The sequence below is a fragment of the Paenibacillus allorhizoplanae genome (assembly GCF_927798215.1).
GTDB lineage: Bacteria > Bacillota > Bacilli > Paenibacillales > NBRC-103111 > Paenibacillus_E > Paenibacillus_E allorhizoplanae.
On sequence record NZ_CAKMMW010000002.1, the window covers coordinates 738330 to 755810 of the forward strand.

General features: G+C 44.4%; 24 protein-coding genes. 3 read left to right on the forward strand and 21 right to left on the reverse strand.

Annotated features, from left to right (window positions below; genetic code table 11):
- Positions 1-7 precede the first annotated feature (7 nt).
- From folD to L6I86_RS06175, 16 genes are all read right to left on the reverse strand, one after another.
- Positions 8-874 (reverse strand): bifunctional methylenetetrahydrofolate dehydrogenase/methenyltetrahydrofolate cyclohydrolase FolD, encoded by an 867-nt coding sequence (gene folD, locus L6I86_RS06100; protein WP_236285567.1) that lies wholly within the window; start codon positions 872-874, stop codon positions 8-10.
- A gap of 67 nt (positions 875-941) precedes the next feature.
- On the reverse strand, positions 942-1403 hold the full coding sequence (gene nusB / locus L6I86_RS06105; protein WP_171630181.1) for a transcription antitermination factor NusB: 462 nt from the start codon (positions 1401-1403) through the stop codon (positions 942-944).
- A 119-nt stretch (positions 1404-1522) separates the two neighbouring features.
- Positions 1523-1750 (reverse strand): DUF2273 domain-containing protein, encoded by a 228-nt coding sequence (locus L6I86_RS06110; RefSeq protein ID WP_056614682.1) that lies wholly within the window; start codon positions 1748-1750, stop codon positions 1523-1525.
- Between the two features lie 14 nt (positions 1751-1764).
- On the reverse strand, positions 1765-2325 hold the full coding sequence (amaP, locus tag L6I86_RS06115) for an alkaline shock response membrane anchor protein AmaP (protein WP_236285569.1): 561 nt from the start codon (positions 2323-2325) through the stop codon (positions 1765-1767).
- An 85-nt stretch (positions 2326-2410) separates the two neighbouring features.
- The gene (locus L6I86_RS06120; RefSeq protein ID WP_056614688.1) at positions 2411-2824 is read right to left on the reverse strand and encodes an Asp23/Gls24 family envelope stress response protein; all 414 of its coding nucleotides are present in this window, start codon (positions 2822-2824) and stop codon (positions 2411-2413) included.
- A 157-nt stretch (positions 2825-2981) separates the two neighbouring features.
- The gene (gene accC, locus L6I86_RS06125) at positions 2982-4340 is read right to left on the reverse strand and encodes an acetyl-CoA carboxylase biotin carboxylase subunit (RefSeq protein ID WP_236285571.1); all 1359 of its coding nucleotides are present in this window, start codon (positions 4338-4340) and stop codon (positions 2982-2984) included.
- Positions 4341-4406: 66 nt separating this feature from the next.
- Positions 4407-4901, reverse strand: coding sequence for an acetyl-CoA carboxylase biotin carboxyl carrier protein (accB, locus tag L6I86_RS06130; protein WP_236285573.1), 495 nt, complete (start codon positions 4899-4901; stop codon positions 4407-4409).
- 156 nt (positions 4902-5057) lie between these two features.
- A complete protein-coding gene (locus L6I86_RS06135) occupies positions 5058-5795 on the reverse strand; it encodes a SpoIIIAH-like family protein (protein ID WP_056614700.1) in 738 nt (245 codons plus the stop codon).
- Positions 5796-5834: 39 nt separating this feature from the next.
- The gene (gene spoIIIAG / locus L6I86_RS06140) at positions 5835-6476 is read right to left on the reverse strand and encodes a stage III sporulation protein AG (RefSeq protein ID WP_236285581.1); all 642 of its coding nucleotides are present in this window, start codon (positions 6474-6476) and stop codon (positions 5835-5837) included.
- Positions 6477-6480: 4 nt separating this feature from the next.
- Entirely contained in the window at positions 6481-7227 is a 747-nt protein-coding gene (spoIIIAF, locus tag L6I86_RS06145) for a stage III sporulation protein AF (protein WP_236285583.1), read from the reverse strand.
- Between the two features lie 13 nt (positions 7228-7240).
- Positions 7241-8440, reverse strand: coding sequence for a stage III sporulation protein AE (gene spoIIIAE / locus L6I86_RS06150; RefSeq protein ID WP_420851851.1), 1200 nt, complete (start codon positions 8438-8440; stop codon positions 7241-7243).
- 25 nt (positions 8441-8465) lie between these two features.
- Positions 8466-8855, reverse strand: a complete 390-nt coding sequence (gene spoIIIAD, locus L6I86_RS06155) for a stage III sporulation protein AD (RefSeq protein WP_056614713.1) — start codon at positions 8853-8855, stop codon at positions 8466-8468.
- A gap of 9 nt (positions 8856-8864) precedes the next feature.
- Complete coding sequence (spoIIIAC, locus tag L6I86_RS06160) at positions 8865-9068, reverse strand: stage III sporulation protein AC (RefSeq protein WP_056614718.1); 204 nt, start codon at positions 9066-9068, stop codon at positions 8865-8867.
- Positions 9069-9125: 57 nt separating this feature from the next.
- Positions 9126-9650, reverse strand: a complete 525-nt coding sequence (spoIIIAB, locus tag L6I86_RS06165; RefSeq protein WP_338113361.1) for a stage III sporulation protein SpoIIIAB — start codon at positions 9648-9650, stop codon at positions 9126-9128.
- Positions 9651-9665: 15 nt separating this feature from the next.
- Entirely contained in the window at positions 9666-10634 is a 969-nt protein-coding gene (gene spoIIIAA, locus L6I86_RS06170) for a stage III sporulation protein AA (protein ID WP_236285585.1), read from the reverse strand.
- A 72-nt stretch (positions 10635-10706) separates the two neighbouring features.
- The gene (locus L6I86_RS06175; RefSeq protein WP_056614722.1) at positions 10707-10970 is read right to left on the reverse strand and encodes a YqhV family protein; all 264 of its coding nucleotides are present in this window, start codon (positions 10968-10970) and stop codon (positions 10707-10709) included.
- Between the two features lie 202 nt (positions 10971-11172).
- On the opposite strand from L6I86_RS06175, the gene comA reads away from it, so the two are divergent.
- The 3 genes from comA to L6I86_RS06190 all read left to right on the forward strand — a co-directional run bounded on the left by comA (position 11173) and on the right by L6I86_RS06190 (position 13242).
- Positions 11173-11976: a phosphosulfolactate synthase gene (gene comA / locus L6I86_RS06180; protein WP_236285587.1), complete on the forward strand. Its 804-nt coding sequence runs from the start codon at positions 11173-11175 to the stop codon at positions 11974-11976.
- Positions 11977-11979: 3 nt separating this feature from the next.
- Positions 11980-12699 (forward strand): 2-phosphosulfolactate phosphatase, encoded by a 720-nt coding sequence (locus L6I86_RS06185; RefSeq protein WP_236285590.1) that lies wholly within the window; start codon positions 11980-11982, stop codon positions 12697-12699.
- A 78-nt stretch (positions 12700-12777) separates the two neighbouring features.
- The gene (locus L6I86_RS06190) at positions 12778-13242 is read left to right on the forward strand and encodes a DUF441 domain-containing protein (RefSeq protein ID WP_236285592.1); all 465 of its coding nucleotides are present in this window, start codon (positions 12778-12780) and stop codon (positions 13240-13242) included.
- Between the two features lie 9 nt (positions 13243-13251).
- Here L6I86_RS06190 and L6I86_RS06195 read toward each other — a convergent pair whose 3' ends face one another.
- From L6I86_RS06195 to L6I86_RS06215, 5 genes are all read right to left on the reverse strand, one after another.
- A complete protein-coding gene (locus tag L6I86_RS06195) occupies positions 13252-14508 on the reverse strand; it encodes an aspartate kinase (RefSeq protein ID WP_236285594.1) in 1257 nt (418 codons plus the stop codon).
- 125 nt (positions 14509-14633) lie between these two features.
- On the reverse strand, positions 14634-15197 hold the full coding sequence (gene efp / locus L6I86_RS06200) for an elongation factor P (protein ID WP_056614735.1): 564 nt from the start codon (positions 15195-15197) through the stop codon (positions 14634-14636).
- A gap of 15 nt (positions 15198-15212) precedes the next feature.
- Positions 15213-16286, reverse strand: coding sequence for a M24 family metallopeptidase (locus L6I86_RS06205; RefSeq protein ID WP_236285595.1), 1074 nt, complete (start codon positions 16284-16286; stop codon positions 15213-15215).
- A 61-nt stretch (positions 16287-16347) separates the two neighbouring features.
- Positions 16348-16779, reverse strand: a complete 432-nt coding sequence (gene aroQ / locus L6I86_RS06210) for a type II 3-dehydroquinate dehydratase (RefSeq protein ID WP_056614738.1) — start codon at positions 16777-16779, stop codon at positions 16348-16350.
- Between the two features lie 79 nt (positions 16780-16858).
- Positions 16859-17350, reverse strand: a complete 492-nt coding sequence (locus L6I86_RS06215; protein ID WP_236285597.1) for a YqhR family membrane protein — start codon at positions 17348-17350, stop codon at positions 16859-16861.
- Positions 17351-17481 lie beyond the last annotated feature (131 nt).

The window sequence follows — 17481 nt, forward strand, 5'->3', positions numbered from 1 at the left end:
AAGATGACTATACGCTCACATTCGCTTTAGCTGCACGGCTAGCCGCATCAACTGTATTGCGAAGCAGCATCGTAATCGTCATTGGGCCTACACAACCTGGAACAGGTGTGATCGCACTTGCAATCTCTTTCACGGCTTCAAAATCAACATCACCCGTTAATTTGCCGTCTGCAGGACGATTCATCCCAACGTCAATAACGACTGCACCTGGTTTCACATGATTAGCTTTGATCAAATGCGCTTTGCCAACCGCTACAACAAGAATATCAGCCTGTTTGGTAATCTCTTCCATGTTAGGCGTACGGGAATGAACGACAGTAACCGTTGCGTGTTCGCGCAATAACAGCATCGCCATCGGTTTACCAACGATATTACTTCTACCTACAACAACAGCATGTTTACCTGCGATTTCCACGCCTGTCCGCTTCAAAATTTCAATTACACCATGCGGGGTACAAGGCTTCATACCATCTTTACCAATCATCAGGTTACCAACATTAATCGGGTGGAAGCAATCTACATCTTTCGCTGGATCAATTTCATCAACAACCGCTTCTTCATTGATATGCTTTGGCAGTGGTGATTGAACAAGAATCCCGTTAATTCGATTATTCGCGTTAAAACCATGGATGAGTGCAATTAATTCTGCTTGTGTCGTCTCTTCAGGCAGACGGTGTACTTCGGAATAAATACCTACATCATCGCAAGCTTTCGCTTTGTTTCTAACATATACTTGCGAAGCTGCATCTTCACCTACAATCACAACGACAAGACCTGGCTGGTTTCCCTGAGCTGTAAGTGCCGCTGCGTCAGATCTAATTTCCTCACGGATTGAGCTCACGAGTTCTTTCCCATTAATTACTTGTGCTGACATGTTATTTCCCCCTTAGCCGTTTAAGCCTTACCCTATTTAACTATGCTGATGATCTCAATAAGGTTGTTCAAAGCGTACGCAGAACTTTCTCTTTCAGTTCGTCGATCTCTTTGATCATTTTTCCTAACACACCATTTACGAATTTCCCTGATTCCTCAGTGCCATAATGCTTGGCCAAATCAATAGCTTCATTAACAACAACCTTCGGTGGAACATCGTCGCGATACAGCATCTCGTAGGCACCCAGTCGCAGAATTTCCCGATCGATGCGAGACAGTCTGTCCATCGCCCACCCCTTCAGATACTCCTCCAACAACTCGTCGATGCTTACTTTGTTCTTGTAAGTTCCTTCAACAAGCTCAACAATGTAGACAGGATCTATCTTATCTCCGGAGAAATCCAACTGCGTTTCATTATCATGCTCAGCTTCATGAATCGCGACTTGAACAGCTTCCTGAGGAGTAGCCTCATTCATTTGGATTTGGTATAAGCTTTGTATAGCAATTTCACGTGCAATTCTGCGTTTCATTCTGTTCCTCCTAAGTGCTTTACTCCAGCAAAGCGACCTTCTCCTAAAAACTCTTGCTCCTAGTATACGTCAAATTGGATCCAATCCAAACAAAAAAATCCATGGTTGAACCAGGGATTTTAGCGAAACATTCTCCATTTTTGTGTGAGATAGCGCCAAATGTCTTCCAGCATGACGAAACTTTCTTTGCGATCCAACTTATTTCCAACATAAAAACCAACAAGAACGATAAATGCAAAGATCAACATATCCCAGAAACCAAAAAATAAATAAATGAAACCGAAGAATATACCCGCTGACACTCCGATTACTTTGCCCCTATGGAATTCCCACAGTTCATTCCACATATGTGGATTCACCTCTATTCGACCCGGCTTTTAAACGTTGGGGCAGATTGCACGATATTCGCTACGAATACGGTTACGGAAGCTACAGGAATACCGGTAATCTCTTCTATGTAACTTTTCACTGTACCTTGCATGTCTTCAGTCAGTTCCGGAATCGAGCTTTCCCCATCGACAATCGTTCTAATTGTTATTTCTAACCCGGATTGATTCACTCTAACTCGTGCACGCAAGTCCTTGGCACCTTTCGTGCGACCCGCTGCTTTCAGCGAAAGATTCTCAACCGTCTCGATGGAAATTCGAATATCCCCAAAATCAGTGCGTTGATCAATCGATGGTGCCTGGGAACGTCCGCGACGAAGCGTTACGATCAAGAATCGTACGGAAATCAGCAGCATAATCAAACTAATGATAATGCCCGGATAAGCGTAGCTCTTCTCGTAATAGAAATGACTAAGCGTTGTACTTGCTTGATCGAGTGGGATCCAGCTAGATGCTGTGAACAATACAAAGATCGATGCGACGAAAATAATCAGGCTATAGAAAAGTAGCAAGAGCCTGTCCACAATTTTACCCACTACGCTTGTCCCCTTCCTAAGTTAGAGGAAACCCCCTGCAACCTGTAGGGGGTTTCAATTGATCCATATGGCTCAGCTTTACCGCCTATTTCACACGATTGGCAGCCGCTGGTTCTTCGTCAATCGGTTTATCCGCCTGCTTAAAGTGAACATCATGAATGTGTACGTTGACCTCAACAACATTTAGACCTGTCATTGATTCAATAGCCATCTTCACATTGTTCTGAATATCATTTGCAACTTCTGGGATACGATTTCCATACTCGATAATGATGGAGACGTCAATGGCAGCTTCACGTTGTCCGACCTCTACCTTTACGCCTTTGGACAAATTCTTGCGTCCAAGTAATTCAGCAATGCCGCCAGCTAATCCGCCACTCATCCCCGCTACACCTTGCACTTCCACCGTTGCCAATCCGGCAATGATTTCGATAACCTCGGGGGCAATCTGGATGCTGCCCATGTCTGTCTTGACGTAATCCGGAGCGATTGTGCTCATTGTGGCACCTCCTAAAAGTTTTGCGCCAGCAAAACTGGCTTGTAAATCTTAAAATTGTGATTGTAACAATCTTGCATGATAAGCTTAAAATATAAATGGGATAAGCCATCTTAATTTATTAGTATAACATTTCGGTAAAAATATGACAAATGATTATCTACGATTCTGGATCGTTCACGTCGTGCTCTTCTAAGAACTTAATATCGTGATCGCCACTGATAAATTTCTTATGCTCAAGCAGCTTCAGATGAAAAGGAATCGTCGTGTTTACACCGTCCACCGCGAACTCATTGAGCGCTCTTTTCATACGGTTAATAGCTTCTTCACGCGTACTTCCCCAGACGATTAGCTTCGCGATCATGGAATCATAGTGTGGTGGGATCGTATACCCAGGATATACGGCACTATCCACGCGAACACCAAATCCACCTGGCGGCAAATAAAATTTCACTTGCCCTGGAGATGGCATGAAGTTCCGATTCGGATCTTCCGCGTTCACGCGGCACTCGATCGCCCATCCATTGATGCGAACATCCTCTTGACTGAATGACAACGGATTCCCTTCAGCAACGCGAATCATTTCTTGAATAATATCGATCCCCGTAATCATTTCAGTAACTGGATGTTCAACTTGGATTCGTGTATTCATTTCCATAAAGTAAAAATTACCATCTGGACCTAACAAGAATTCCAAGGTTCCCGCTCCAGAATAATTCACGGCTTTCGCTGCGCGCACTGCCGCCTGCCCCATAGCTTTACGCGTTTCCTCCGTAAGAATCGGACAAGGTGCTTCTTCAACAAGTTTTTGTCTACGACGCTGTACAGAGCAGTCACGTTCGCCTAAGTGAACGACATTGCCGTGTTTATCAGCAAGGATTTGAATCTCAACATGCTTCATGCCGGTTAAATACTTCTCCAAGTAGATCCCTGCATTACCAAAGGCATTCTGCGCTTCTTGTTGAGCAGCCGTAATTTGTTGAACAAGTGTTTCCTCGTTCTCTGCAATACGGATTCCTTTGCCGCCGCCGCCTGCTGTCGCTTTAATAATAATCGGATATCCGATATCACGTGCAATAACCACAGCATCATCAATATCCTCAACCAACCCATCAGAACCTGGGATAATTGGAACTCTTGCTTCCTTCATCGTTTGCTTGGCAACGGCTTTATCCCCCATTCGGGAGATCGCGTCTGGCGAAGGACCAATGAAAGTGATATTGCAGCTCTCGCAAATTTCTGCGAAGTCTGCATTTTCAGCAAGAAACCCGTATCCAGGATGAATCGCATCGCATTCCGTTAACGTTGCAACACTCATCAAGTTAGTGAAGTTCAAATAGCTGTCTTTGGAAGCTGTTGGCCCGATACAATAAGCCTCATCTGCCAAACGAACGTGCAGTGCTTCTCGATCTGCTTCCGAGTACACAGCAACCGTATAGATACCAAGTTCACGGCATGCTCGGATAATACGAACTGCAATTTCTCCGCGGTTCGCAATAAGTATTTTATTAAATTTCATGATTTGCCCTCCTAAGAGCTCTTCCTGCGAAAAGCTTGCGCTGTCAGCATAAGCTTGCAAACGCAACTATTCCGGTCTAACCAAAAATAAAGGTTGTCCGTACTCGACTAGCTGTCCGTTCTCAACGAGAATTTCAACGATCTCGCCTTTCACTTCGGCTTCTATTTCATTCATTAATTTCATAGCTTCCACAATACAAACAACACTCTTGTCCGTTACTTTAGAGCCAATGCTTACGAATGGCGCTGATCCTGGCGAAGCGGATTGATAGAATGTCCCTACCATCGGAGATACGATCTTATGTAAAGATGAATCCTCTTGCTTGGCTTGTCCGTTAGCAGTTACTGGCACTTCAAGAGTAGCTGCTGGCGCTGTATTTGTGTAGTTTGGTTGACCAATCGGTGCGTATGTGTGTTGAACTGGAGCGGATACATACAGAGGCTCCGCTTTATTCGGTTTACGAATAGAAAGGCGTGCACCTTCATTTTCAATTTCAAGTTCTTGTAAAGAGGATTGATCGACGAGTTTAATTAACTCTTTGATTTCACTCAATTTAAACATTCAAGTCACTCCTTTAGACGTTGGTGAACCCTTAAAAATGCGTTTTCATAGCCGCAACGTATGTATTATACCCATAAACGCACGAAATGGAAAGAGTCCAGTTTATCCGGACCCTTTCCACTTCCCATTTGTGAAGCAAAAACTTCACTAGAATCCCTACGGACGTACGTATTGGATCTTGATATTTTCTGGCATAGCTCCCAGTTCTTTGACAACCATGTCGACGATGGAAACACCTTGGCTTTTTTCCAATTTATCAGCTTGAACCGTTACTTTCCACTTGTTACCATCTTGATTAATGACTGCTTGCGGGAAATCTTGAATTAAAAGATCTTGAAGATTTTCAATCTTATCTTGCAAATCGGACAGGGCAGACAAATCATTTGTTGCTTTTGCTACCGCTTCAGGCGTCTTCTTCGTATCCAAAATGATTGTCATCAGATCTGTGGAAACTTTGCTGAAGTAGTTATTTTGTTTTACTTGTTCATTTGTGAAATAGTCGTTAGCAGACGTCGTTTTGGCTTGCTCTTCTACCTGTTTCAACACTTGATCATCTGTTTTATTCGTTGTTGGTTTGCTTGCATCTTTTGTCGTAGTTTTGGAGCTATCTTGTGTCGTCGTCGCTTTAGCGTCTGTTTTTGTAGAAGTTTGCGGCGTTGTCGCTTTAGTGTCGGATTGTGTTCCTGTTCCAGATGTTGCTTTTACATCCGTTTTTGCGCCAGTAACTGGGTCCACTTGTGCCATATCAATCTTCACTTCTTGCGATTGCGTGATGGCATCAGAAGATGCGAGATCCAACTTATTGACGTCCTCAGTAAAGAGATAATACGCGGATAGTACCACCATCAAGCTAAGCATCGATACGAGCCAAATTGTTTGTCTTTTTGCATTCATTGTTTATTCCTCCTTAGAATAGTTAGATAATTCGCTGAATTAATTCCCTGTTTTGCGCGGTAAAATCGAAATCTTACTCGCTTGAACATCCATTCCTCGCTCAACGGCTTCCATGATCATTTTCTTCACCGTGAGATTTTCTGCACCTTTAGCAACAACAATGACACCTCTAATTTTGGGTTTAATGTATTTGAGCACAAGCGGCTTCTGGTCACCTGATACTTGATAAAGAACGACTTCACCACTTCGCGTTACCTGGGATATGTTGCGTGTTGCGCCACCATTGTCGCGTTCTGTCGTCATGGTCTGATTATCGTTATAATTTTTGTCAACGGTCATTTCTTCCGTAGATTCGATAGTAACGAGCACTTCCACTTCGCCAACACCGACAATTTGTTGCAGGATGCCCTTCAGTTGGTCACCATAAGCTTGTTCATAGTCATGAAAGCTTGCGTTTTCCTTAGACGCGCTTCCTGCAAAGGTTTCCTTACTTTCCGCTGGGGGAGACGCTCTGCCTGTGTTGATGGGATCCAGATCTTTGACATTTATAAATGCGTTTATGATCATTAGCGCAGCTCCTAAAAGCCCAACCATGATGACCCAAAGCAACGTATTTTTACGCTTAGGTCCACCAGGTCCGCCGCCGAATTTGTGCTCCATCCATTGCAGCAATGTCCCCATCGATTCACCTCGCCATCCATCCTTTGCTTTGTATAGTTTCGATCTCGATTTTGGCAGGATCCACTAACCAATTCCGTGAAATATCTTGCTTGAGTCGATCCTTTTCTTGCTCGCTAGGCAGCGCTTTAAGGGTTGACTGCAAGTCGCCTTGAGCAGAAGTCTGACGATCTTGCGCTACCGCGGTAGACCCAATTTTGATTGGATCTACAGGCTTGACTGGCTCCATCGCTGCAATACTGTTACTCTTCGTTGAAGTTTGTTTCTTCGTTTCTATATCATCAAGGGTCACCTTCACATTGGTAATGCTGGGTTTCCCATTATTGTCTACTTCTACATGAACTTGTACCTCCTGTACTGGCCATTCCGTTTGTTTCTGCAAGTCCTCTTTAATCAATGCGGCTAATTGTGTTTGTACTAATTCCTGTGTTTTCTTCTGTTCTGCATCTTGAATCTTATTGGCATCCTTCGTGATGGCTGCCAATGATTTCATTTGTGTTTGATTGCCGCCAAAACCACCTGCAAGCATCGTTTTCTCATTCTGCTCTTTCTCCACTTGACTGAGCAGCCGATCCATATCCCAGTCCTTCTGGAACAGCTGAAGCACAGGGGTGAGTAGCGTCAGTAGAATAAATAGACTCAAAACCGTCTTCACATACCGCTGCATCGTATTGCTTGGGAGCAGAAGATCAACAAACGTCGCGAGCATAATGACCATAATGACGGTTTTCAGCCATCCTGCTAACCAATCCATCGCCTAGCTCCTTTCACCTCATCATGACGGAGACATTGCTAATTGTGATCATGATGGTCAGGGCAAGAAAAAACATTAAGCTTACTGCCGCTAACGCTGCAAAAACGTAAATCAAGCTCTTACCAATCGTTTGCAGACAAGCAATGATCGGGCTATCGCCTAAGGGCTGCATCAATGCTGCGGATAAGTTGTAGATAAAAGCTAGCGTTAAGATTTTAATCGCTGGAAACGCGCACAACAGAACGAGAATGACAACACCAACAAGTCCTATTGCATTTTTGACAAGGAGAGAGGCCCCTATCACCGTTTCCGTTGCGTCCGAGAACAATCGCCCTACAACAGGCACGAAATTCCCAGTAATGTACTTTGCTGTTCGAATCGCCACACCATCTCTAACCGCACCTGCTGTCCCTTGAATAGAGATGACACCAAGGAAAACCGTTACGAACACGCCCAGCATACTTAAACTGACGGTGCGCAGTAGATTTGCTAACTGGGTAACCTTAAACTTATCGCTGAGTGAGCTAACGATGTGAAGCACAGCCGAGAAAAACAAGAGCGGGAAAACAAACACATATATCGCCGTTCCCACCGAATGAATCATGAACACGATCAGAGGATGAAGGATGGCCACGGAAGTAACATTACCCATGGATGCTAATAAAGTTAGTAACAAAGGCATGATGGCGAACATGAATTGAATCATAGACGAAATGGCTGTTTTGGCGTACCCGATCGCAACGCTGAAGCTATTGATGGCGATGATGATCAATACCATATACGTGATCGTGTAACCTAATTTGCTAACCGTATTTCGCTCAAAAGAGCTTTGCAGCGTCTCCAAAATCATGCTGAAGACGGTCAAAACAACGATGGAAGCTAGTAACTTGCCATTGATGATAATCTCATGAAATACATAGCTTAGAAGTCCTTTAAAAATACTCTTCATACTAATGCCCTTGGTCCCAAGGAGAAGTTCCATGAAGGTTGGTGGTTTGCTCTCCGGGAAATACCCGCCATATTCCTTCATTAGCTTATCCCAATATTGCTCTACCGGCTCCGTATTCAAGCGGTTCGCTTGTTCTTGGATGATGATATCTGTAGGCGATTCGGCTGTTAAGGAACCCATCAAACCTAGCCACATCCCCATCGATATAATAAACAATAAGATCCACCGGTTGTTCAGCTTCTGGTGCGAATAAAGTAGGTGCATGCGTGTCACTCCTTAGGTGAATCTTCTAAGCAGGGAGCAGTTTAACCACGGTTTCTATGATGACTGTTATGATTGGAATAGCCATAACCATAATGAGTACCTTACCCGACAGCTCGATTTTGGAAGCTATGGAATCTTGGCCGGCATCCCTAACGATCTGAGCGCCAAACTCGGCGATGTAAGCAACCCCTATAATTTTCAGAATCGTTTTGAGGAAAACGAGGTTTACGTTCGACTTCACTGCTAAGTCCTCAAGGACTTGGATAACCGAAGAAATTTTGCCTATTAAGAACAAGAATATGACTATGCCCGTAAAAGCAGCTAATAGAAAGGCGAACATCGGCTTCTGTTCCTTGATGATGAGCGTCAAGATCGTGACGATGAGTCCTAAACCTACGATTTGGATGATTTCCATCAGACCACCTCATTGGAATAGGAAAATAGTTTTAATTTCTTTGAATAAGTTATCGAGCATACTAACGACCATAAAAAGCACGACCACAAATCCTATGACCGTGACCCAGTGTGCCATATCCTCTTTTCCCATCTGCTTCAACACCGAATGGATCATCGCGATGATGATTCCGATGCCGGCGATTTGGAAAATGGCGTTCACATCTACATTCATTCCTGGCACCTCACTCCGCCTTCAAGGAACTTGTCATCCAGGGATAAATGATCCCCACTAATACATCAAAATTACGACCAACGCTCCGATGAGGACACCTAGGCTTTTCCACATTTTCTCGTAACGTTGCTGCTCATCCCTGGCATCCGTCTCTTCCGATTGAAGTTGGCTCATCGCAAGTCGCAAGTGTTTGATTTGGTCACTTCGATCTGAGAGCCCCAGCACAGGGCCGAGCCCAAGAATTACTTCTTGCTCTGCCTGCCGCATAGAGGTTCTTGCCCAGACTTCGTTCACTGTCATTTGCCATAGATCCTTAGTCGATTCACCATTGCTTCCGAGCAAACGCTCTGACATTAAACGAAATAAAGTCGAAAGCGGATCAGCAACTTGTTTGCTTAATGAAGCGAAAGCTTCAGGAAGCGGCGTAAGCGCGTAGGCAATTTCCGTCTCCATTCGGCCAAGCGCGCCAATAAGTATACGAATTTGCTTGGGTCGTCTTACATAGTGAGCAGCTTGCATAAACCCATACATCGACGCTGCTCCGAAGATCAGTACTCCTCCAACGAATTTCAGCATCTTCATCGTCCTTTGCGTTCGTCATCCATCTCCCATTGCCTTACCTTGTTGATCCAAGATCCGAAAGGAAGCTGAAGCACCTTTTCTTCGCTGCAGGATCACATATTTCGTAAACACACCTGACTCCATTAACTCCCTAAGAACTGGACGTCTACGGACATCTTCATAGCTTGCTCCATGTGCTGTCGCTAGAACACGAATCCCCGTGTGAACCGCTTCATGAATCGCAAATGCATCCTCAACTCGTCCAATCTCATCGACGATGAGCACCTCAGGTGATAAGGAACGAATCATCATCATCATCCCTTCAGCTTTCGGACAACCATCTAGCACATCTGTGCGAGGTCCTAAGTCGAATCTCGGTACGCCTTTGACACAAGCAGCCAATTCGGAGCGTTCATCTACGATGCCTACTTTTTTGCCTGATAGTGAGCTATGCCTAGCCCCCCATTCGCCTCGGCTAATCAGCCTGGCCAAATCACGAATTAAAGTGGTCTTCCCTTGCTGCGGCGGTGAGATGATCAGGGTATGATGAATGTTTCCGATGCTCTGATCTACCAGATACGGTAAAATCTCCTGACCCACACCTTGAATTTCGCGCGCGATCCGAATGTTAAAAGAACTCACATCGCGTATTTGCTTCACTTGACCTTGGTCGAGAATCGTACGACCAGCAAGTCCAACTCGATGACCACCTGAAACGGTGATGTAACCTCTGCGCAGTTCTTCCTCAAACGTGTACAACGAATGATTTGTTAGGATCTCAAGTAGTGTCAGACAATCTTGCCTGGACGGCTTGTATGCCAAAGCTTCTTGGGTGATCATTTGCCCACGCTCGCTAATGAAGGCATATCGGTCAGCCCAGCTAATTTCAAGAGGACGTGACTCTCTCACCCTGATCTCCTCCACACTAGCTTGTACGTTCGGTGGAAGTTCGCTTAGCATGAATCGGATGTTCTGCGGCAACAAATGTGAAATACTCGCTAGCATTGGGAGACAGCCCTCCAAGTTGTCCAGTCTTCTATATTCATTTCTATGCTTACTAGAAAGAAATATGACTTATTACTTTTTAATAATCCCAATAAACAAACAACTAACCCCTGCTATGATCCACAACATCTTTCCATATGATAGCTTGTCAGCCACGCCTACTAATCCGATCGTTGTCGTAGTTAATAGTACTAGAGGACCTACTAGTGCTAGAGCTGAATTCACCAACAGCGCCTTCTCAATCGTCGCCAGTCTGAGCATAAGAATAGCAGCAATAATTTCGATGCTCCCTGACATCAGCCGCAAGGAAGCCATCGTGAGTACAATCTTGTTCATGAACTATAACACCTCCTAAAAGTTCTGTAGCACATGCAAGCGAAGCGGAATAGTGCAGCACAAAACTAGCTTCGAAAGCATACGCTTTTCCCTACCTTATGCGAGCTCGTCTCATTTTAGGCATGCTGGGCACCTCCATTTGTGCTCATGCATATGCTGAACACATAATTGATCCTTCGAAGGACAGTGAGGAGAAATACCGATGGAAGTGACCTCTCAATTAAAATGGAACCCCGTTCTAGCCGACCCTACAGGAAAAAGGCAGCCGAAACCAAGAACGTTGGGGAAAACAATGGTGATGGATAAGGGGCTTGGCATGCTTGCTTTTCAGGATTTGCTCCAAACCTCTAGCAGCCATGTGGATATGATCAAACTCGGTTTCGGCACTTCACCGCTTTATCCGCAATCCGTGCTGCGGAGCAAAATAAACCTAGCTAAAGAGAATAACATTCTCATTTATCCAGGAGGTACTTTTCTGGAAGTGGCTGTAACCCAGAATGCGGTAGATTCATTTTTTGACATGATACTTGCACTCGGCTTTAATGGCGTTGAAATATCTGACGGCACCATTCAAATGGATCGTAGACAACGGAATAAATTAATTACCAGAGGGTTAGATGAAGGGTTAGAAGTCGTTACGGAGTACGGAAAAAAAGGATGGGGCTCCTCCATAGAGTTAGCAGAATTAATTGATACAGTCTTAATCGATTCGGAATTAGGTGCTTCCCTTGTCACGATTGAAGCGCGTGAGTCGGGCATGGGTGTTGGCATTTTCGATGGGGAAGGGAAATGCAAAGATGAGGAATTGCATAGCGTGCTTGCTTCCATATCAGGTGATAAGCTCTTATGGGAAGCACCGCAAAAAAGCCAACAAGTGCACCTGATCAACTCCCTCGGTCCCGATATTCACTTAGGCAATATTTCCCCAGATGAAGTTATTGCATTAGAAGCTTTGAGGAGAGGACTGCGTTCTGACACGTTGTCCTTAGGTACCAGAAAGGATTAGCACATGCATATCGAGGTGATCGCCAACATCGGCGAAGCAAGAAGTGACGAGTTTCTCCATAAAACCGTCATTGTCGTTGATGTTTTACGTGCAACCAGCACAATCATCATCGCTTTGATGAATGGCAGCAAGGGGGTAGTCCCTGTGGATACGGTTATAAAAGCGAAGGAATTGGCGAGAGATGGCGATTTGCTTGGTGGGGAGCGCTATTGTAAAAAAATTCCTGGCTTTGATTTCGGCAATTCACCACTTGAGTACACACGCGAAGTCGTCCAAGGCAAACGCATCATCTTGACGACTACTAATGGCACAAGAGGGATTCAGAAAGCGATAAAAGCCGATCGTGTGCTTGCAGGAGCCATCATTAACGGCAAAGCCACTGCTTCCGCAGCAATCGATCTTAAACGGGACACAGTGATCGTTTGTGCAGGTACGCAAGATGTATTCTCATTAGAGGACGGCCTCTGTGCCGGCCTCATCCTGAATGAAATCGCGATTCTACTTGGGGAGCAGCACATGATAACGAATGACTTCGGTCTAGCAATGCGAGGTTGCTATCTCGAAGCTAAGAATCACTTATTCGAGACCATACTCGCTTGCAGCAACGGTAAAAAAATGAAAAAGTCCGGTTTCCTCGCGGATGTCGAACTTTGTGCCAAGACGAATATAACGGAATGCGTTCCCGTTCTGGAACACGATCAGATGGTTCCTTTTGGGCGCTAGTCCCCCTTACCATGCGTTCTAAATACAAGCCCCTTTCATAAACTTAAATGACGACGATGAGGACAAGGGGTTATGTATATGAATGGTGATATGCTCTTAGTTATTCTAATTATTATTGGACTCATAGGCCGTTCTCCGATCATTACAACTGCGGCTTGTCTTTTACTGGCCATTAAGTTAATTGGTCTCGATCGCTATTTCCCTACTATGGAACGTAGAGGTCTCGAGCTCGGCTTGCTGTTCCTGACAATCGGTGTTTTGATTCCATTTGCTAGTGACCGTATTTCGATGAAAGATATCCTCTACGTCTTCACAACATGGCCTGGCATCATTGCCCTCGTGGGCGGAGCGATAGCCACCTATATGAATGGAAAAGGTTTGGAGTTACTAAAAGTAGACCCACAATTAATTGTGGGTCTTGTCCTTGGTTCTATATTTGGCATTTTATTTATGCGCGGCATTCCGGTAGGACCATTAATGGCTGCCGGAATAACGGCATTTCTATTGAAGATTGCTTATTTCATCGCGGACAAACTCCATTAGTTTTCCAAATTATCTGCGATCTTCTGGCCCACCAACGAAGGCTTGCTCTGCTGTGTCTAAGCCGTATGCTGTGTGAAGAGCACGAATCACATCTGTTAAGTTCGTATTGTCAATAACACAAGACATTTTAATCTCTGATGTACTTACCAATGAGATAGTAATACCAAGATCAGAAATGACTTTGAACATTGTAGCTGCAACACCTGGTGAGCTAACCATACCTGCACCAACGATCGAAACCTTAACAAGATCAACTTCGGACGTCACTTCACGGAAACCAACTTCAGCACGAATTTGTTCAATAACATCTAGCGCTTTCTCACGATCCGCCAATGTCGTTGTGAAAGAGAAATCCGCAGATCCGTTAATCACACCGCTTTGAACGATAATGTCCACGTCAATTTGCACTTCAGCAAGTGCTAGGAAAACTTTAGCAAGCTGACCTGGTTTCTCAGGAACACCCAGAATACTAATTCTTGCTACATTTTTGTCATAAGCGATGCCACGAACGACGATTCCTTGCTCCATCACTGCTTCCTCCTTCACATTGGTGCCTTCATTGTAATTAAAACTTGAACGCACCACGAGGGTCACGTTGTAATTTTTCGCATACTCGACTGCGCGAGGATGAAGAACTGCAGCTCCAAGGTTAGCAAGCTCCAACATTTCATCATAGGAAATTTCAGCAAGCTTTCTAGCTACTTTCACAATCCGAGGATCAGTTGAATAAATGCCATCAACATCAGTATAAATTTCACAAAGATCCGCTTTGATCGCAGCAGCAAGTGCTACTGCTGTAGTATCGGAGCCGCCGCGGCCCAACGTAGTAATCTCACCTGCTTCAGTCATCCCTTGGAAACCAGCTACGATGACAACATTCCCTTGTTCAATCGCATTCAGGACACGATGAGGCCCAATATCCGTAATTCTCGCTTTCCCGTGAACTGGCTCTGTATAAATGCCACTTTGCCACCCAGTGTACGAAACCGCTTGTTCACCAAGATTATGTATGGCCATCGATAAAAGCGCTACGGAAACTTGCTCGCCCGTCGTCAACAACATATCCATTTCACGAGCCGGTGGGGCTCCATCGTAAATTTGCTTAGACAAGTCGATTAAATCATCCGTTGTATCACCCATCGCTGAAACGACAACAACACAGCTGTGTCCAGCTTGTTTACGCTCCACGATTCTTTTTGCAACTCGTTTCATTCGCTCCGCATCACCGACAGAGCTACCGCCAAATTTCATCACTATAAGAGACAAAGCTGACCCACTCCTAACGCATACTAGTGCATAACAATTCAATATTATAGCATACAATTGACTGACTGTGGTAAGAAAAGAAAAAAAGCCTTTCGGACTCCCCGGAGTCAGAAAGGCTTTGCTTTTTAGTTGCTCGCGCGTGAAAGGTATTTGCCGTCATCTGTATCAACGGAAAGAACATCGCCTTCGTTGATGAAAAGTGGCACCATTACGTTAAGGCCTGTTTCCACTTTCGCATTTTTCAATGCACCTTGTGCTGTGTTTCCTTTAACACTTGCATCGGTTTCGATAACTTTCAAATCAACGCTCTTCGGAAGGTTAATCCCTAGGATTTCCCCTTGGTAGCTCATGATTTTGATGTTCATGTTTTCTTTCAAGAAGTTCAATTCCCATTTCAATTGCTCGTGGGCAAGCGAAATCTGATCGTAAGTTTCCGTATCCATGAACGTGTACTCGTCGCCAGCTGCGTACAGGTACTGCATTTCACGGTTTTCGATGTGAGCACGTCCAACGTTCTCACCTGCACGGAATGTACGCTCAACAGTGTTACCGTTGCGTAGGTTTTTGAGTTTGGAGCGCACGAATGCAGCACCTTTACCTGGTTTAACGTGTTGGAAATCTAGAACAGTAAAAATATCATGTTCAACTTCAATTGTCAGACCTGTTTTAAAATCGTTTACTGATATCACTTGTAAATCCCTCCGCTAGTCAATGATAAGAAAATCTTTGGTAGAATGTGTAAGTATTTTAATGCCGGTTTCAGTAATTACTACGTCATCCTCAATTCGAACTCCGCCAAAATCAGGGAGATAAATACCAGGCTCAACAGTAACAACCATACCAGGAGTTAAAATCATATCTTCGGTTTTCGACACACGCGGAGATTCGTGTACTTCCATCCCCAGCCCATGTCCGGTCCCGTGACCGAAATAATCGCCATAACCCCGCTTCACGATGACATCACGAGCGAACGCATCGCCTTCTCTGCCAGTAATACCGGGCTTCAGGTTTGCCAAACAATTCAACTGAGCTTCCAACACAATATCATAAATTTCTTTATGTTTATCTGTCGGCTTTCCTAGCATAACCGTTCTTGTGATGTCAGAGCAATAACCTTTATAATACGCTCCAAAATCCAATTTGACAAATTCGTTTAATTGGAGAATACGATCACTTGCTTTACCATGTGGTAACGCTGAACGCTCACCAGACGCTACAATCGTCTCGAAGGATGTCGAAGTGCCTCCGTTTTTACGAATAAACACTTCAATTTCCAGTGCAATATCTAGCTCTTTGACACCTGGTTTAATGAAATTAAGGATGTGTGAGAAGGTCAGATCAGCCAAATCAGCCGCTTCCTGCATCACTTGAAGTTCAGCATCATCTTTCACCATTCGAATTAATTCAACAAGACGTGAAGTTGGCACGAATTCGATGCCCGGAAGTCCCTGTTGATAGTTGAGGAAATCACCATAAGACACGTCGCTTTGCTCGAAGCCAAGCTTCGTGATCCCTTGCTGCTGCAAGAGCTCTCTTACGGACTCAATCGCCTTTGCTTTATGTTCTACCACTTCAAACAATTTAGCTTGTTGCGGCGCTTGTGTCATATAACGGAAATCTGTTAATAAAATGGCACGGTCTAACGTAATAAGTACATAGCCAGATGAACCGGTGAAACCAGATACATATGTACGGTTATATGCGTTCGTGATGAGTAGTGCCGGTAATTCCTGCTGTTGCATAGCCTCGCGAAGACGTTCAATACGTTTCTCCTGCATCCAAATCACCATTCCTTCTTAAAGTTTTGCTTTAGCAAAACTAGCTTCGTAAGCCCAATGCTTACAGATGGGGTAGTAATGCTCGTAAACCAAGCGCATAGCTATCTGCGCCAAATCCGCAAATTTGACCAATTACAACGGGTGCAATGACCGAATGATGACGAAATTCTTCGCGTTTATGAATATTCGAAATATGAACCTCTACTGTTGGCAATTGGACTGTAGATAGCGCATCACGAATCGCATAGCTGTAATGCGTGAAGGCACCAGGATTCATAAGTATGCCATCCTTAGTACCGTAGGCAGCGTGAATTTTGTCAATGATCTCGCCTTCATGGTTAGATTGGAAGCTCTCCAATTCGAGCGAAAGCTCGGTTCCAAGCTGCTGCAAACCTTCAATGATGGAAGAAAGTGTGACGGTTCCATATACACCAGGTTCACGTATGCCAAGCATATTCAAATTCGGACCATTCAAAACTAGAACCCTTTTCAATTCGAAATCCTCCCGCGACAATCGTCATAGGCAACTAGCTTCTTACGGCTAATTAGCCTTTGATATTTTACCATAACTTTCATGTCTTGGGTATAGCCTCTGTTGTTCTAGCGCTTGTATATTCAATGGCAATGGAATACCCAATAAACATCCCCCATACGAGAAATAAACAAACATCACTGATGATTGTATTTAGCTCCAACTCCGTGATCCAATACACCATTCCCGTAATCGGCCCTACGAAGAGGTAAATAATCGCCCACCATAAGGCACCATAGCCTATCCCCCAAAAAGGACTGCGCAGTTTCCACATGGTGACCATGTAGATGAAGGCGGCCAATATCGAGAAAAGAGCAAACACGATCCACCCCAAGAATAATCCCATCCATGTATTAAAAAAATCATGCTTGAAAAAAGGTTCAACAAGAAAACCAATTCCTATGGTTGTGAACTTAAAGTAATTCTCGACGATTTTGAGGGCACCCCATAGTAACCCCGCAAAAAAACCGATATATAGCACAAATACCCAACGATTCGTTTGTTTTTTCTTCGTGGTATGCGCACTTGTCATCTTCGATCTTCCTTTCTCTACCGATAAGGCTTGTCTTTTCCTTGGCAATCATAGTATGTTCTGTCGCAATCGGTAGCATTCAACACCTGAATCCGTTACAATAAGAAAGTGAGTAACTGAATTCGAGAAAG